The sequence below is a fragment of the Streptomyces sp. x-80 genome (assembly GCF_046549095.1).
Classification (GTDB): Bacteria; Actinomycetota; Actinomycetes; order Streptomycetales; family Streptomycetaceae; genus Streptomyces; species Streptomyces celluloflavus.
Window position 1 is genome coordinate 184,220 of sequence record NZ_JAJPWM010000001.1, and the last position, 14,367, is coordinate 198,586.

Annotated in this window: 9 protein-coding genes and 1 pseudogene; 3 read left to right on the forward strand and 7 right to left on the reverse strand. The window is 71.1% G+C overall.

From position 1 onward, the window contains the following. The first annotated feature begins 1,044 nt into the window (after positions 1-1,044). The gene (locus ACLJWH_RS00705; protein WP_411139530.1) at positions 1,045-4,059 is read left to right on the forward strand and encodes a non-ribosomal peptide synthetase; all 3,015 of its coding nucleotides are present in this window, start codon (positions 1,045-1,047) and stop codon (positions 4,057-4,059) included. Positions 4,060-4,092: 33 nt separating this feature from the next. Here the strand turns inward: ACLJWH_RS00705 and ACLJWH_RS00710 are convergent, their stop codons facing one another. The 4 genes from ACLJWH_RS00710 to ACLJWH_RS00725 form a co-directional block, all read right to left on the reverse strand. Then, complete coding sequence (locus tag ACLJWH_RS00710) at positions 4,093-4,305, reverse strand: MbtH family protein (protein WP_411139531.1); 213 nt, start codon at positions 4,303-4,305, stop codon at positions 4,093-4,095. Between the two features lie 107 nt (positions 4,306-4,412). Then, on the reverse strand, positions 4,413-6,698 hold the full coding sequence (murJ, locus tag ACLJWH_RS00715) for a murein biosynthesis integral membrane protein MurJ (protein ID WP_411139532.1): 2,286 nt from the start codon (positions 6,696-6,698) through the stop codon (positions 4,413-4,415). Between the two features lie 208 nt (positions 6,699-6,906). Then, on the reverse strand, positions 6,907-7,965 hold the full coding sequence (locus ACLJWH_RS00720) for a chitinase (protein WP_411139895.1): 1,059 nt from the start codon (positions 7,963-7,965) through the stop codon (positions 6,907-6,909). A gap of 593 nt (positions 7,966-8,558) precedes the next feature. Beyond that, the gene (locus ACLJWH_RS00725; protein WP_411139533.1) at positions 8,559-10,709 is read right to left on the reverse strand and encodes an endo-beta-N-acetylglucosaminidase; all 2,151 of its coding nucleotides are present in this window, start codon (positions 10,707-10,709) and stop codon (positions 8,559-8,561) included. Between the two features lie 715 nt (positions 10,710-11,424). Here ACLJWH_RS00725 and ACLJWH_RS00730 point away from each other — a divergent pair. Continuing rightward, positions 11,425-11,879 (forward strand): annotated as a pseudogene (locus ACLJWH_RS00730) (ASCH domain-containing protein). A 72-nt stretch (positions 11,880-11,951) separates the two neighbouring features. Here the strand turns inward: ACLJWH_RS00730 and ACLJWH_RS00735 are convergent. Next, entirely contained in the window at positions 11,952-12,683 is a 732-nt protein-coding gene (locus ACLJWH_RS00735) for an HAD family hydrolase (protein WP_411139534.1), read from the reverse strand. Positions 12,684-12,708: 25 nt separating this feature from the next. Continuing rightward, positions 12,709-13,188 (reverse strand): Lrp/AsnC family transcriptional regulator, encoded by a 480-nt coding sequence (locus ACLJWH_RS00740; RefSeq protein ID WP_411139535.1) that lies wholly within the window; start codon positions 13,186-13,188, stop codon positions 12,709-12,711. A gap of 279 nt (positions 13,189-13,467) precedes the next feature. Between ACLJWH_RS00740 and ACLJWH_RS00745 the strand changes: the two genes are divergently transcribed. After that, a complete protein-coding gene (locus tag ACLJWH_RS00745) occupies positions 13,468-13,698 on the forward strand; it encodes a LuxR C-terminal-related transcriptional regulator (protein WP_411139536.1) in 231 nt (76 codons plus the stop codon). Between the two features lie 111 nt (positions 13,699-13,809). Here the strand turns inward: ACLJWH_RS00745 and ACLJWH_RS00750 are convergent, their stop codons facing one another. Continuing rightward, on the reverse strand, positions 13,810-14,229 hold the full coding sequence (locus ACLJWH_RS00750; protein ID WP_411139537.1) for a CBS domain-containing protein: 420 nt from the start codon (positions 14,227-14,229) through the stop codon (positions 13,810-13,812). Between the last annotated feature and the right edge of the window lie 138 nt (positions 14,230-14,367).

Below are 14,367 nucleotides of genomic sequence, written 5' to 3' on the forward strand. Positions count from 1 at the left end.
TCATAGGGGTGACTGACGGCGTGTGAGCGTGCGCCGCCGACCCCGGAGTGCTGTCCCGTACGGGGGAACGGCAGGGGTCAGGAGCGGTACGGGTCAGCCGGTACGGGGCAACGGGTGTGGGGCGTGCGGTATCGGCTCAGGCGTTGCGGGGAGGATGCGCCGGGAAGGCGCGGGGGCCGGGGCGTGCCCGGCGCGGGCACGGACTCGCCTGCCTGCGGCCGGTGTCGAAGTCCTGCTCACGCTGAGGCGTGACGCCGAGGCTCTTGCGGGACGGGGCGGTGGTCAGGCCGTGCGGGGGCGCCGCATCCCGTCCGTGATCGGCAGGGCGCGCCCGGTCCGTGGGTGACCGGTGGAGCGGTCGGCCACGGAGTGGGTTAATCGGCCCCGCGGCTGACAACGGACACGGTGGTTCCGGACGGTCGGGAAGCGGGACCCGTACCGCTGGCCGGTACCGGTTCGCCCACCACTGCGAGTAACCATGGTGCGCACCCACTTCCTTGACTGCCGGACCGACAGACCCCTTGAGACGGCACCCGATATCCCGGGCGTCCTGCTGGTCACTTGGTCAACGCCCTGATGATCGAACAAGCCCTCAGAGTGTGTCAATGGTCAGGCGGGCAGACTCCCGGCGTCGCTCCGTGGTGCCGCCGGTCCTCGCCCACCTGCACGTTCGTCGCGCAGGAGGGCGGCTGCACCTGATCCGGACAGGTCGGTTCCGGTGTGCTGCGGGGGCCTGCGCTCCGGCCGATCGGCCCCGGGTGCCGCGGAGTTCGGACGGCTTTCCCGATCGGTGACGGGCAAGGAAGAGCAAGAAAGAGCAAGGGGAAAGCCGGGGGATCGAGGGACGGCAGGAGAAGCCCACCTGAGTTGGCAAAGGGCGAGAAAGTGCGTCAAGAAGCAGAGAAGAGCGATCAAGTTATTGCAAATGTCGGTCATGATCGGGCAGATTGAGGGCGCCCGATCGGCTTGGAGTCACTCCTCAGCCGCCGCACCCGGGATAGCGCCCCCAACGGGCCTCCCCACAACGGTGACAGGACGTGTTCGATGTCCGATGCCCCGGCGAATCCGCATGCCTCGGTCGAGGGGCGGCCACAGGCGCGTCCCGCCTCCGCCGCGCAGAGCGGAATCTGGTTCAACGAACTGCTCGACGACTGCGGGGCCGTGCACCACGTCTCGTTCACCGTGCACTTCGACGGCGACCTCGACACCGACGCGCTGCGCCACGCCTGTGCCGCCGTACTGAGCAGGCACCCCGAGCTCACCAGCGCGGTCGAGGACCGGGACGGTGTGCCCTACCTGCGCCCGGCCCCGGTCCGGCCCACGCTGGTGGTCGAGCCGGCGGGCGAGGACGCCACGGCGCAGCACATCCGGACGCCGTTCGACCTCGCCCGTGGACCGCTGTGCCGCCTGGTGCTCCAGCTCGCCGGCCCGCGCACACACCGGCTGCTCGTCGTCGTCCACCACCTGGTCTTCGACGGACACTCGTTGGAGCTTTTCGTGGCCGACCTCGCGGCGTGCTACGCGGCGGCGGCCACGGGCGGCGATCCCGCACCGCCGGCACTCCCGCCGGCCGGCGCGGCCGCCGACGAGGAGCGGCGCATCACCGCCAAACTGCCCGCCGCCCGCCGCTACTGGGCGGCGCACCCGCTCGGCGACGACGACGTGGTGCTCCCCGGCCTGGACCGGCCCGCCCGCGGGGTGCAGGACGGCGCGTCGGTGGAGCTCCGGCTGCCCGGGAAGCTGCGGGAGCACCTCGGACCGGCGGCGGCCCGGATCGGCGTGACCCGCTTCGAACTGCTCGTCGCGTCCCTGCACGCCCTCCTGTTCCGGTACGGCAACAGCGTGCCGGTCACGGCCCTCGACCTCGGCACCCGGACGCCGGATCAGCAGGAACACATCGGCGTCCACGTCAACGAACTGCCCTTCTCCTCCCCGCCGGAGGGCGGGATGCCCTTCGAGGACTTCGCCCGCGCCGTCCGGACCGGGCTGCGGGAGCTGTACCGGGTGCGTGAGGTGCCGCTCGGACGCGCCGGCGCGGGGGTACGGCCGGGCGTCGCCCTCGCACCGGTCTCGCTGTCGTACCACCGCCCGCCCGCCGCCCCGGAGTTCCCCGGGGTCGCCGCCTCGGTGGAACGGGGACTCTCCCACGACACCGCCCGCAACGCGCTGCGCGTCGAACTGATCGACGGCTCCGACGAGTTCCGCGTGCTGATGCAGTACCCGCCGCGGTCGATCGCGCGCCCGGCCGCCGAGAGCATCGCCCGGCACTGGCTGACCCTGCTCGGCCACGTCGTGGACGACCCGACGGCCGAACTGGCCGCGCTGCCGCTGCTCGCCCCGGACGAGCGCGACCGGCTGCTCACCGGCTGGAACGACACGGCCGTGGCGCACCCGGTACGGACCGTCCCCGCACTGATCGCGGAACAGGCGGCCCGCAGGCCCGACGCCATCGCCGTCAGCCATGCGGACCGCCACCTCACCTACGCCGAACTGGACGCCGCCGCGACCCGGCTCGCGGCCCGGCTGCGCGGCGACGGCATCGGGCCGGGCTCCCTCGTCGCGGTGCGGGCGAACCGGTCGGAGCGGCTCGTGGTGGGCCTGCTCGGCGTCCTCAAGGCCGGGGCGGCCTACATTCCGCTCGACACGGACTACCCGGCCGAACGGCTCGACTTCATCACCGCCGACGCCCGGGTCGCCCGCGAACTGGGCGACGCCGACCTCGCGGCCGACGCCGACCGCCCCGTCGGAGCCGCCGCGCCGGCCGCCGCACCGGCACCCGACGACCTGGCCTATGTCATCTACACCTCCGGCTCGACCGGCCGCCCCAAGGGCGTGCAGATCGCGCACCGCTCGCTGACCAACCTGCTGCTGGCCATCCGGGACCTGCTCGACGCCGGCCCCCAGCACCGCTGGCTGGCACTGACCTCCGTCTCGTTCGACATCTCCGGCCTGGAACTCCTCCTCCCGCTGATCACCGGCGCCACCGTGGTCGTGGCGAGCGAGCAGCAGACCCGGGACGGCGCGGCGCTCACCGAACTGGCCGCCCGGCACGGGGTCACCCATGTCCAGGCGACCCCCACCGGCTGGGCGATGCTCCTGGACGCCGGTTTCGACGACCCGGCGGTCACGGCCCTCACCGGCGGCGAGGCGCTCCCGCTGACGCTCGCCCGGCGGCTGCGCCCGAAGGTCGGCAGGCTCGTCAACGTCTACGGGCCGACGGAGGCGACGATCTGGGCGACCTCGGACGAGATCGGCCCCGACCCGGACCGGGTGACGATCGGCCGGCCGCTCGCCAACACCCGGGCCTTCGTGCTCGACGCCCGCCTGACGCCGGTCCCGGTCGGTGTCCCCGGCGATCTCCACCTCGCCGGGACCGGCCTCGCCCGCGGCTACCTCGGCAGACCGGAGCTGGACAGCGAGTGCTTCCTGCCCGATCCGTTCGGCCCGCCGGGCAGCCGGCTGTACCGGACCGGCGACCGGGTGCGCCGGCTCGACGACGGACGGCTGGAGTTCCTCGGCAGGGCCGACGACCAGATCAAACTCCGGGGCCACCGGATCGAGTTCGGCGAGATCGAGTCGCGGCTGCTCGCGGTGGACGGTGTGGACCGGGCCGCCGCCGCGGTGCGGGACGGCCGGCTGATCGGCTATCACACCGGAGTCGCGGGCGCGGACGAGCTCCGGCGCGCCCTGGCGGCGTCGCTGCCCGCGTACATGGTGCCCGAGGTCTTCGTCGGCCTCGACGCCCTGCCGGTCACCCCGAACGGCAAGCTCGACAGGTCCGCGCTGCCGTCCCCGCCCGAGCTGGTCGCCGTACCGTCGGCGGACTCCGGCAGCACCCTCGACACGGTGCGGGAGATCTGGCGCGAGGTGCTCCGGCTCCCCGGGCTGGGCGACACCGAGAACCTCTTCGACCTCGGTGGCCACTCCATCACGATGACCCAGATATCGGCCCGGATACTCGACCGGCTCGGCGTCGACGTCCCGCTCTACGCGTACTTCGACGAACCGACGGTCCGCGGTATCGCCGCAGTGGTCGCCGACCTCGGGCCGGCGGACTGACGGCGGTACCGCGTCACCCGCGCGGCGCGTCCGTCAGCGCGCGTCCATGGCCGCGGCCAGGCTCTTGGGACGCATATCCGTCCAGTGCTCCTCGACGTAGTCGAGGCACGCCTGCCGGTCCGCGGCGGCGAGGGCGACCGTCCAGCCGGCGGGCACCTCGGCGAAGTCCGGCCACAGCGAATGCTGCCCCTCGTCGTTGACGACGACGAGGTACTGCGCGTCGGGGTTCTCGAAAGGATTGCTCATCGCTCTGCTCCGTGGTGAGGGGGAGTTATCGGGTGCGGTGATGATCAATTGGCGTTCGCCGCCCGGTCATGATACGGGCGGCCCCGCCGAAGTGACAGGGCGAAAGCTCAGCGGCCGAGGCGGCCGCGGACCATCGCGACCATGGCGTTCAGCTCCGCCACCCGCAGCAGCCGCGCGAGAACCAGGAAGATGCCCAGCAGCACGCAGCCGCCGCCGAGCAGCGCCGCGAGCGAGCCGAGGACGCCGCTGCCGAGGGCCTGGGTGAGCGCATTGGCCACACCTCCGCCGGCGAGTGTCGCGGGGGCCGCGGCGGCGATCAGGCGGAGGTAGGTACGCAGGACCCGCGAGCCGTCCAGATCACCGCCCAGCCGCTTGCGCAGCCGGCGCCAGGCGATACCGAGACCGACCGCGAAGGACAGCCCGTAGGAGGCGGCCATCCCGGCGACGGCCCAGCGCGCGGGGAGGACGAAGAAGCTCAGCGCGGAGGCGGCGGCGTTCACCACGGCGACGATGACGGTGTTGTAGAAGGGCGTGCGGGTGTCCTCGTACGCGTAGAAGCCGCGCAGCACGACGTACTGCACCGAGTAGGGAATGAGGCCCAGGCCGAAGGCCATGAGGACATGGCCGATGCCCCGGGCGCCCTCGGCACCGGAGCCCGCGTAGAGCAGGGTGGCGATCGGCACGCCCAGCGCCAGGAAGGCGAAGGCGCAGGGCACGATGGCGACGGCCGAGGTCCGCAGGCCGTAGGAGATGTCGGCGCGGACCGCCGCCGGGTCGTCGTCCTGGGCGGCGCGGGAGATCCGGGGCAGTACGGCGGTCATCACCGACACGGTGATGATGGCCTGCGGCATCTGCCACAGCAGCAGGGCGAAGTTGTACGCGGTGATGCCCGAGCCCGGGTGCCCGGACCGTTCGGCGGCGGAGCCCGCCGTGGTGGCGAGCCGGGTGACGACCGTCAGCCCGATCTGGTTGGCGAGCACATAGAGAATCGTCCACTTGGCCAGGCCCATGGCCCTGCCGAGGCCATGGCCCCTGAAGTCACCGCGCGGGCGGATCCGGAAGCCGGCGTTGCGCAGGTACGGCAGCATGGCCAGCGCCTGCACCGCGAGGCCGAGCAGGGTGCCCAGGCCGAGGAGCCGGACCCCTTCCGGGGTGACGGTCGCCGGGCCGACACCGGAATCGGTGAAGCCGCCGAAGGCCCAGATGAACCCGGAGAACGTCGCGATGGTCACGACGTTGTTGAGCACCGGGGTCCACATCATCGCGCCGAAGCGGCCACGGGCGTTGAGGATCTGACCGAGCACCACATGTACGCCCATGAAGAACATGGTGGGCAGGCAGTACTGCGCGAAGGTCACGGTGACGGCCATGCGCTGCGGATCGTCGGCGACGTCCGGCGACATGAGCCGGATCAGCAGCGGAGCCCCCAGCACACAGATCACCGTGACGCCCGCGAGCACCGCCACGACCAGGGTGAGCAGCCGGTTGGCGTACGCCTCGCCGCCGTCGTCGTCCTTCTTCATGGCCCGTACGAGCTGCGGGACGAACACCGCGTTCAGCGCGCCGCCGCCGACCAGGGTGTAGATCATCGTGGGCAGGACATTGGCGACCTGGTAGGAGTCGTTGAGCGTGCCGACCCCGATCGCCGTGGCCATCACGAGGGTGCGCAGAAAGCCGGTGATACGGGACACCATCGTGCCCGCCGCCATCAGGGCGCTGGACTTCATCAGGCTGGTGCCGCCGCCCGTCGGCTTCGGTTCGGGAGCAGGTTCGGCGGGCGGCGCCGGAGCCGGTTCGGGCGACTCGGACGGGAACGGATCGCCGGGCCCGGCGACCTGGGTCCCGACGGCCGCGGCGGCGGACTGCGGCGGCGCGGCCATCCCGTGGTGGAGGGGCTCGCCCTGCGCGGCGGGGTCCGGACCCTGCGCGTGCGGTACCGCGCCGTCGTAGCCATGGGCCTGCGCAGGGACATGGCCGTACCCGTACCCGTACGCGTGGCCGTAGTTGTAGCCGTGGCCATAGCCGTAGCCGTAGTGCGGGGTGGCCCCGTCGTCCTGGATGACGAGCTCCGGTGCGGGGTACTGCGGCGCGGCGTACTCCGGTGCGGGCAGCGGCGCCTGGCCGTGGTGGCCGGTGTAGTCGTGGTAGCCGTAGTACGAGCCGTCGTGACCGGTGTAGTCGTCGTGACCGAGGTAGCCGTGGTGACCGGTGTAGCCGTCGTGACCGGGGTGGCCGGTGTAGCCGTCGTGACCGAGGCGGGTGCCGTCACCCTGGTGGGCGTCGGCGCCGTGCCGGCCGGCGCTCCCGGTCGGTGGCTGCGGTGGGACGTGCCACCCGGCAGCGAAGTCGCCCTCCGGGCCCCGGCCCTCGTTCTCGCCGTACGGCGCGTGCATGCTTGCCCCACTTTGTCGGTATCCGGACCGTCGATGGCCGGCCGTCACTCGACGGACACTCTCTCACCCGCCGTCCGGCGACCTGACATGGTGAGGTGGTGGACGCCGTCATGGGGAGCGCACAACGGACCGCGGGCGGGGGCGGGGGAGGCGTCGGAGGAGCCGGGCCGGATCTCCTTGCACCCCCTCGCCCTGACCGCACTCGACGTCAGCGACCCTGAAGCGCCTTGACGTTGTCCCCGAAGGTCCAGCCCTTCGACCCGTCCCAGTTGAGGGACCAGGTCATCAGCCCTTTCAGCTGGCCGCTGTAGGTGTTCCAGGCTTGCGACACCTGATTCGGCGCCAGGTAGCCGCCGCCGGCCCCCGGTTGCGCCGGCAGTCCCGGCACCTGCTTGTCGTAGGGCACCTTGATCGTGGTGCCCTGGACGACCAGCCCCTTGTTCAGGCAGTCCGTCTGCGCGGTGAACCCCTCGACCGTACCGGCCGAGTACGAGTCGCCGGAGCAGCCGTACATGCTGCCGTTGTAGTACTGCATGTTCAGCCACCAGAGCCGGCCGTTGTCCGCGTACTTCTTCACGATGGGCAGGTACGCGCCCCAGATCGAGCCGTAGGTCACGCTGCCGCCGGTGACATACGCCGTCTCGGGTGCCATCGTCAGGCCGAAGTTCGGGGGCATCTGGGCGAGTACGCCGTCGATGATGCGGATGAGGTTGGCCTGCGAGGCCGACAGCGTGTTGATGTCGCCGCTGCCGGTGAGGCCGGTCTCGATGTCGATGTCGATGCCGTCGAAGTTGTACGCCTTGAGAATCGGCACCACCGTCGCGACGAACCGGTCGGCGACGGTGCTGGAGCTGAGATCGATACCGGCCGTGGCGCCGCCGATGGACATCAGGGTGGTGAGCCCGGCCGCCTTGGCCTGGCACATCTCGGCCGGGGTCGCGACCTTCACCGTCGAGTCCATCCCGTCCTCCCACAGGGCGGTGCCGTCCGAGAGGATGACCGGGAACGCCGCATTGATCACGTTGTAGCCGTGATCGCCGATCCGGGTGTCGGTGACCGGGATCCAGCCGAGCGGCGGATGAACTCCGTTCGACGCGCCGTCCCAGTTCTCCCAGTACCCCTGGAGCACCTTGCCCGAGGGCTTCGACTTGACCGCGCAGGTGTCGCTCCGCGGTGCGCTCGTCGTCGGCGGCGCCGCCGCGACCAGCAACTGCGTGATGAAAGCCGTCGCCAGGCCGATTCCCAGCAGACGTGACATCCGACCGATCACGTGGTGCTCCCTTCCGGCCATGACGGATCATCACCACATCGGTGCGGGTGTCCTGTCCATGGCGGTCCGACTCCGGGTGAGTGGGCAGCAGCCACCGTCTCGTCGTGCGGCCGTCCGGGGTTCAGGGCCGGTCCTGGGGTTCGGGACCGCAGGCGCCGCCGGTCACCGCCCGGCCGCCGACGGCGACTGGCGTGCTGACTTGGCGGGCGTGAGCGTGACCGGTGGGGGAGGGGGCGTGGGGGTGGGGGTGTGGGGGTGGGGCACGCTTGCCGACTGGACTGAGGGGGGCCTGGAGACGTACGTGGCGTGACGCGCCACACGGTAGATTGGTCCAGACCTTCCGTCAATGGGGTGGGAACGACCCGGGTGCCGGTGCAGGTCGGCACCCGCCGAGGCGCCGGGTTGCGGGGTGGTGCCGGTGCGCTGCTCCGTGCGGTGCGCCGGCCGGACCCACGGCCGACGGGCCCGCGCCAAGAGGCGCGGGCCCGTGACGAGTTGCTCGTACGGCGTCCAGGACGGTGGTGACGCGGCACGGCCGCCGGTCTCCCCGCCGGCCGGACCGGCCGGACGTGCTGCGCGGGGCGGTGCGATCAGGCCCAGTCGACCCGAGCGGTCGCCGGAGCGGAGCGCGTACCGTCCGGGGCCACCGCCACCAACGACAGCGTGCTGGTGGCCTCACTGCCCTGCCGGGTCAGGGACTTGACGTAGTACACCCCGTCATGGACCCGGCCCAACGGCTCCGGGGTGCCGTCCGCCCGCTGCCGCCAGATGTCGTAGTACCAGACGCCCTGCGCGGCGAAGTCCCAGGACAGGAAGACCTCGGCGCCGGTGCCCGCGGCGTTCGGGTGGACCTGGTCGACCGTGAAGCCGGCCGGTTTGGCGGGGGCGGCGGGGGTGCCGGCCGGAAGGAGGGCCAGTTCGCCGAGGTTGAGCCGGTAGGAGGCGGCGGCGTCGGCCGAGACGCGGACCGCGATCGCGGCGACGGTGCGCCCCGCGTAGGCGGCCAGCGGGAGCCCGGCGGTGGTCCAGCCGGACGCCGCGGTCTTTCCCGCCGGCAGCCAGACGAAGTCGGCCGGTGCGTCCTGGAAGGCCAGCCCCAGTTCCAGACCGCTCTGCTGTCCGGGCCGGTCGGTACGGAAGACCAGCCGGGCGCTCTCGCCGCCGCCGACGCGCAGCTGGGTCTTGAAGAGCCGGACCGTGGTGGGGTTGGCCGGGCCGAGCGTGCCGGAGATCAGCAGGGAACAGCCGCCGTCGTACGCGGTGGTGTGGTCGTAGTCGACGCTCAGCGGCGCTCCGCTGCCGCCGCTGGCCGTCCACCACTGCCAGGTGGGCAGCAGGTCCTGGCTGCCGGCGTTGTTCCACTCCCGGTCCGAGCGCTGCACACCGTCCAGGAAGAAGGCGCGGCCATGGCCGGTGTTGAAGCGGGTGACGAAGGGGAACGCGCCGATCACCGAACGCTCGGCGATGTAGTGTGCGACGCCGTCCCACTTCCGGTGGTTGTCCGCGTCGTTGGGCCTCCCGTTGTCCGGCCACGGCACGTACTCGGTGCGTCCGGTGCGGGTGGGGTCCTCGTTCGGCCCGGACCAGTAGCGCCGTTCCCGTACGAAGGTGTTCTGCTGCTTGTCCGGGTCGTCGCGGTCGGGGTTGTTGGCCCACGCCATATGCGTACCGAACAGGGCCCAACTGGTCTGCGCCTCACCGCCTTCGGGGAAGACGAGCCGGGGGTCGTAGGGCGGGTTGAAGCCGTACTTCTCGTTCTCGGTGCCGAGGTACACGACCTCATGGGCTGCCATGCCCAGCCGCTTGGCGGTGGCCACCGAGGCGGCCGCCCGGCTCGCGTTCCAGGCGTAGTTGACGAAGACGCTGTGGTTGACCGGCCGGCCGTCGTGCTGCACCCAGGCGGCGTTCACGTCGTTGAACTGGTTCTGGTACTGAAGCTGCCCGCCGGTGGTGATGGTGTCGTACCACTGGAGGTGGAAGCGGGCGGGCGCCTTGGCCCGCAGATACTTCAGGAACGCCATCAGCTGCGTGGCGTCCGCCTGCGAGACGGACGCTTCCTGGTTGATGAAGTAGCCGTCGAAACCGAAGTAGTCGGCCATCTCGATGAGCTTGTCGGCGACGACGAAGGAGCCGTCCGGACGCTGTTCCAGATACGCCGAGAAGGCGCCGTTCCGCGGCCAGAACCACCCGGCCAGCGACTTCACGCCGTTGCGGTGCGCGGCGTCGGTGTACGCGGGGTTGGGCAGGTTGATCAGCCCGTGCTCCGGGTCGCTGGTCGACGAGCCCCATACCGGCATTCCGTGCCAGGAGCTGTACAGATCGCTGTACTGCCAGAAGCGCAGCAGCCGGCGGGCGAACTGGTCGTTGTAGCGGTAGGCGGTGAAGAACGCGTTGTCGTAGTCGTACGACATGTTCATCACCTGCGCCTTCGAAGCCAGGGCGGGCTTCGCCTGGGTGGCGGTGAACGGCGCGATGCGGGTGGCCAGCGGCACCCGGGAGCGGAAGTACTTGGCGTACGCATCGCCGTCCGGGGTCCACGCCTTGAGGCCGGCGGCGTTGTATCCGTGGAGGTACGGCTGGTGCGGTGCGCGGGTACGCCCTTCCTCCGCGGCGAACGCGACCCCGGCCATCGGTCCCGCCAGCGTGGCCGTGCCGGCCAGCCCGACGGCCACCCCCGCCGCGCCGAGCATCCTGATGAACGCACGTCTGTCCACTCGGGCCGCTGCCGGTCGTTCTGCCATCACGTGTCTCCTCCACCAAACAGTGCATGACAACACTGTCATGCCGGGCGAGATGTTCTTATCCGAGGGCTTGATGGCCCGTCAATGTATCTGCCGAGAATGCCGGAAGCGACACATGCGGCCACGCTATGGGTCGTTCCCCCGGCGGAGAATTCCTTTTATGGCGCTCGTGGCCCGATAGCAGCTAAACCACTTTAGTGCAACAAGATCACGGGGGTGTGATGCTCCCTCGGCTTCCCCGGTGATCACCTCTTGACAGTGAAACCGACGGGGTGGAACAGTTACGGAAGGGCGTCAATTCGGACATGTGCCACGCGTAACCCGGGTACCCCGCGCTCGCGTCCGCCGGAGACTACTCGCGTCCGCGGGAGACGAAGAGGCGAATCCAATCCTTCCGTCTGCCGCCGGCTGTCACTTGGGAGTTCCTTCGTGCTGCGAATGACGAGATCACCCGGAAGCTCGGCATTCACGTCATTGTCGAGGAACTTACTCCGGCGACTCTCCCGCAAATAATCTCCGACTCGCCATTCCGGCGGCACTCAAAGAGTTCGGCGTGGCCCGCTGACCGGACGCCCGCCGACTCGGTAATCAGGGGGAGCCCGCCGGTCGCTGCGCGCGACGGACCCGCGCGGTGTATCCCGGCCCCCGTATGCGATCCGGTGAATTCCCTTTGTCCCGGGGTCCGTTGCCGGGTGGCGAGAAGAACTCCCTCCCGATGGGACATGACGACCTTCCGGCTCTTGAACTCGCCTTTCCCGGTCCGGAACGTGACCGTGGTGTGGCGGCGATCCTGAGCGGTCGGAAGACCGCGCTCACGGGCCTCCTGGAGATCTTCGAGCATGCCGGAGAGGCGGTGCCGACGGTCGGCCGGCGACTCGCAGTGCTCGATTCCGGAGGCCGTCCAGCCGTCACGATCGAACTCGTCGACGTGCGCGTCGTTCCCATGAAGGAGATCGACGACGGCTTCTGAAGGAGATCGACGACGACTTCGCATGAGACGAGGGGCGCGGCTACTCCGAAGTGGCGCAGTGGCGGGCTGCCCACGAAGAGTTCTTCCGGAGCGACGGCGTGAGCGAGTTCCTGGGGCACACCCCGGTCATCGATGACGACACTCTCGTCGTCGCCGAACGCTTCCGAGTGGTTGAGCCCGGCGGCCCGGGTAATCCGTGACCCGCATCCGAGCTCGAAAAAAGTCGGGAGTCCGGGAGGATCAGCCGGGGCGCGATCCCGGCGAGTCCAGGCTCACCCCCCGAGCCAGTCGTACGCGGCCCGCGCCGTGAATTCCGCCTGGCCGCCCCGGAAGAGCAGTCCGGCGCTCGCGAACGCCGGATCGTCGGCCGTCCGCGCCACATACGGGATCGCGATGCACCGCATCCCCGCCCGGTACGCCGCCTGCGCGCCGGGCGGCGCGTCCTCCAGCACCACGCAGTCGCCCGGCCCGACGCCCAGCCGCCGCGCGGCCTCCAGGAACACATCCGGCTCGGGCTTTCCGCGCGCCACCTCCTCAGCGGAGACCACCGTGGTCAGCAGCGCGTCCAGACCCGTACCGGCGAGCACCGCCTCGATCGCGGCCCGCGACGAACCGGACGCCACCGCCATCGGATGCCCGGCCGTGTGCAGCCGCTCCACGAACCCGCGCATTTCGGGGAAGACCTCGGTATGGGCCCGTGCCAGCTCCAGGTAGTGCCGGTTCTTCCCGGCCAGCATCTCTTCGAGCGGCGCGTCGATCCCGAACTCGCGGCTGAGGATCTCCAGGGTCTCGCGCGTCCCGATGCCGATGAAGCGGGTGTGATGCTCCCAGCTGAAGTCCGCGATGCCGTAGCCGGCCAGCAGCCGGCGACCCGCCTCGTAGTAGTTCGGCTCGCTGTCCACCAGCGTCCCGTCGAGATCGAAGATCACCGGGGTGGGCGATGCGGACGGTGCGGAAGAAGCGGGCGGTGCGGTGGAGCCGTGGGCGGCGGGGGAGGTGCTCATGCCCTCCAGCATGCCAAGAAGTCCCTCAGCGCGGCTTCGCGGTGCCGCCCACGGCTTCGACCAGCGGCAGCATCCGGTGGGGCACCCGCTCGCGCAGCGCCACCTCCGTACGGGTACGGACCACACCCGGCAGACTGATCAGCCGCTGGATCACGTCCTCCAGATGCGCCGCGTCCCGCGCTGCCACCCGCGTCAGCAGATCCCCGCCACCGGTCGTGGAGAACGCCTCGATGATCTGCGGTACCTCCGCCAGCGCGTCGGCGACCTCCTCCAGATGCCCCTGCGTGACCTCGATGTGCACGAACGCCAGCACCGGATGGCCGAGGGCCGCGGGGGACAGCCGCGGTCCGTACGCCGTGATCACCTCGTCCCGCTCCAGCCGGTCCAGCCGTGCCTGCACCGTGCCGCGGGCGACGCCGAGGAGGCGTGCGTACTCCCGCACGCTGGTGCGCGGCTGTTCCAGCAGCAGCCGGAGGATCTTCGCGTCGAGGGCGTCCACGGCCATGGTCCGGTGGCCTCCTCACGGTCGGCGGGCAGTTCACCGAATGTACCAATGGCTCAATTCACGCAGAGGCCGTCGGGCTGCCGGTCCGACCCGCCGGGACCGCGCCGCGCGTATCCGCTGAGCCGGCGGGCGTGCGGCGGCCTCGTGCAGAGGCCGGTACCGCCGGAACCCTGGCTGGCGCCACCGCCGGCGGCACCTCTCCGGCCGCCCGCACCACACCTGCACCGCCCTCCCCGCGGCGGCCTTCACCGGCGAGTGCGCGACCTACCGCTCGGTGGGATGACGGGCACCAGGCCGCCCCCTGACACGGCCCGGGAGGGGAAAATCGCGCCGCACACCGTACGAGGCCGCGGCACCCGCGATATCGCCACCGCGCGCCACCTGACCCCGGCCACCGTCCAGGACCACCTCAGGTCCGTCTTCGGCCAGACCGGAGTCCGCAGCCGCCGGGATCTCGTCGCCGTTCTCCTGACGCCCCGTCCGGCCACCGCCGCCCGGCCGCCGCGCTGACCTCCGCGCGGACCGGGCCGGGGCGGACACCCGTTGCGGCCGCGCGGTGTGCGCGGCGCCGGGTGCCCGCCGCAGTGCGTTCTGCGCGCCGTCCGGCGCGGCGGCGTGCGGTCAGCGCGCGGCACAGATGGCTTCGACGAAGTGCCCCAACTGCTCCTCCGACAGATGCCGGGAGAGGTCGGCTTCACTGATCATGCCGACCAGCCGGTGTTCGTCGATGACCGGCACCCGCCGGATCCGGTGCTGCTCCATGGTGTGCAGGACCTGCTCCGTGCCGGCATCGGCGGTGACGGTGACGGGCTTGCCCTGCGCCAGCTCGCCGGCGGTCATGACCTTGGGGTCCTCGCCCTTGGCGAGGCACTTCAGGACGATGTCGCGGTCGGTGATGATCCCATGGAGCCGGTTGTCCGCACCGCAGATGGGGAGGGCGCCGACATCGAGATCCTGCATTCGGCGTGCCGCGGCTTCGAGGGTTTCGTTCTCCTGCACGCAGGTGGCGCTGTCGTGCATGATGTCGCGTGCGGTGGTCATCGCGGTCTCCTTACGTGTGGGGACTGGGTGCGCAGCAGGCGCACACGCGCACACCCCCGCTGCGCCCGCTACAGGAAAAGTCTCCGGCTCGCGGACTTCGGGCGGGAAGGGGCCGAATGGTCCCGACCTCCGCGGCGG

Excerpts from the sequence above, each read along its gene's own strand:
- ACLJWH_RS00705 (WP_411139530.1), top strand. The coding sequence starts at position 1,045 with ATGTCCGATGCCCCGGCGAATCCGCATGCCTCGGTCGAGGGGCGGCCA.
- ACLJWH_RS00710 (WP_411139531.1), bottom strand. The coding sequence starts at position 4,305 with ATGAGCAATCCTTTCGAGAACCCCGACGCGCAGTACCTCGTCGTCGTC.
- murJ (WP_411139532.1), bottom strand. The coding sequence starts at position 6,698 with ATGCACGCGCCGTACGGCGAGAACGAGGGCCGGGGCCCGGAGGGCGAC.
- ACLJWH_RS00725 (WP_411139533.1), bottom strand. The coding sequence starts at position 10,709 with ATGGCAGAACGACCGGCAGCGGCCCGAGTGGACAGACGTGCGTTCATC.
- ACLJWH_RS00735 (WP_411139534.1), bottom strand. The coding sequence starts at position 12,683 with ATGAGCACCTCCCCCGCCGCCCACGGCTCCACCGCACCGCCCGCTTCT.
- ACLJWH_RS00740 (WP_411139535.1), bottom strand. The coding sequence starts at position 13,188 with ATGGCCGTGGACGCCCTCGACGCGAAGATCCTCCGGCTGCTGCTGGAA.
- ACLJWH_RS00745 (WP_411139536.1), top strand. The coding sequence starts at position 13,468 with ATGACGGGCACCAGGCCGCCCCCTGACACGGCCCGGGAGGGGAAAATC.
- ACLJWH_RS00750 (WP_411139537.1), bottom strand. The coding sequence starts at position 14,229 with ATGACCACCGCACGCGACATCATGCACGACAGCGCCACCTGCGTGCAG.